This is a genomic window from Streptomyces beihaiensis (genome assembly GCF_026274175.1).
GTDB lineage: Bacteria > Actinomycetota > Actinomycetes > Streptomycetales > Streptomycetaceae > Streptomyces > Streptomyces beihaiensis.
In genome coordinates, this window is sequence record NZ_JAPHNL010000184.1 from 1 (window position 1) to 1,790 (window position 1,790).

General features: G+C 71.7%; 2 protein-coding genes. One reads left to right on the top strand and one right to left on the bottom strand.

The features are described 5' to 3' along the window. Positions 1-64 precede the first annotated feature (64 nt). Positions 65-628 carry a GNAT family N-acetyltransferase gene (locus OFY01_RS16500; protein WP_266600607.1) on the top strand — a complete coding sequence of 188 codons (564 nt, stop codon included), beginning with the start codon at positions 65-67 and terminating at the stop codon, positions 626-628. Between the two features lie 171 nt (positions 629-799). Here the strand turns inward: OFY01_RS16500 and OFY01_RS16505 are convergent. Further along, on the bottom strand, positions 800-1,790 hold a 991-nt coding region (locus OFY01_RS16505; protein WP_266600609.1), incomplete at its 5' end, for a type IV secretory system conjugative DNA transfer family protein.

Genomic DNA, 1,790 nt, shown 5'->3' on the forward strand with positions numbered 1-1,790 from the left:
AGCCCGGACCGGGAACGGTCCGGGCTTCTCTGCGTTTGGGGCCTGAGTTGTAGTGTGCCGTCTCATGGAGTACGAGATCCGGCCCGTGCGGCCCGACGAATGGCGTGAGGTAAGGGAGCTGAGGCTCGCGTCCTTGCAGGATCCTGCGGCGCCGATCGCCTTCATGGAGACGTACGAGCAGGCCCTCACGCGTCCTGACGAATTCTGGCAGGCGCGGGCCAACCGGTCGTCGCACGGAATGACCGCCTTGCAGTTCGTGGCAGCCGCCCGGCACGACGGGCGTTGGCTCGGTTCGGTCGTCGTGCTCGTGGAAGAACCGGGGGCGGCGGACATCTTCGGGGAGACCGTGAAGGAGCGGCAGGCACAGCTCGTCGGTGTGTACGTGCGGCCCGAGGCGCGAGGCAGCGGGGTGACGCGCGGGCTGTTCGCCGAGGCCACGGAATGGGCGCTCGCGCTGGACGGCGTGGAGCGGGTCCGACTGTTCGTGCACGAGGACAACGAGCGGGCCGAGAAGGCGTACCGCCGGTTCGGGTTCGTGCCGACCGGGCATGCCGTCGCGAATCCGGGGGAGGCCGGCAAGGTGGACCGTGAGATGGAGTTCAGGCCGGACCCGATGGGCCCGGCCTGAGTCAGTGGTGACCGTAGTGTTCGTGGAATTCGTAAGGGGCGGTCGCTTCAGCCGTGGGGTTGCCCCGGCGTCGGTGGGGGCTGTGCCAGTCCCGGCAGGGGACTGTACGGTCGCGGCAGGGGCGGTCAGGTGGCCCCCTCAGGGCAGGAGCGGTTCTCTTTCCTTGGGGGGCTAGAAGGCGGGCAGTTCGGCGTCCGGCCACCGGCTTCGCCCCTGTTCGCGTGAGCGGAGCAGGGCCAGGGTCGGCAGGCCCCGGTCCGCGCCCGCGGTGAGGAGTTCGGGCAGCTGCGGCAGCGGGGCCACGGCGGCGACATCGTCCAGGACGAGCGTCATTGGTGGGTCGAGCCGACCGACGGGTGACCTGTCGGCCATGCGCCGGCCGCGCTCGACCACGTTCGAGGCGAGGGCCGTCAGGAGCGGCATCGCCGCCGGGTTCGCCTTCGGGTCCTCGATGGGCTCGCCCACCAGGTAGAGCGTGCCCCCTTCGGCCATGAAGGAATCCAGGGTGAGGGAGTCCGTCCGGTTCGGGGTGCAGGCCTCACGGATGTGGACGGAGAAGAGGGCGGACAGGGTGCGGGCCGTCAACTCCTGGGCCATGTCGCGGCGTTCGGGGTGCGAGGTGAGGGCCGCCTCCAACTCGCCCGCGGCACCGTTCGCCGCCTTCGGGTGCGTGCGGAGGATGCGTACGGCGTCCTGGACCTGGGTGCCCTGGGCCCAGCGGTGTACGTGCCGGAACGGCTTGCCGTCCACCGCCGCGGCGTGCAGATAGCTCCGCAGGAGCGTGCCGGCCGTCTCGGCCAGGGCCGAGTCGAGCTTGGCCGTGGGCCTGGTCGGGGCGAGGAGCGCGGTGGCGCGGGCGGCGGCGGTCGCCTTGTCGGCGCAGCCGGATGTGGGGTTCCAGTGCAGGCGGGCCGGAGTGTCGCACAGGTGGGACGGGTCGTAGAGGAGGACCGGGCCGAGTTTGGCCCTGGCGTCCTTCGTGTCCTCCCAGACCTGGGGGGACGACGTGATGACGAGGGCCGGGCCCTCTGCGTCCCGGATGGCCTGTACGGCTTGGGGGTGGCGGTCCGCAGGAGGACCGAGGACGACGTTTCCGTTGCGCGGGGCCGGGATCGGGGCGGCTTCGACCGGCACCGGCACCGGCACCGGGGCGGGAGCGGGG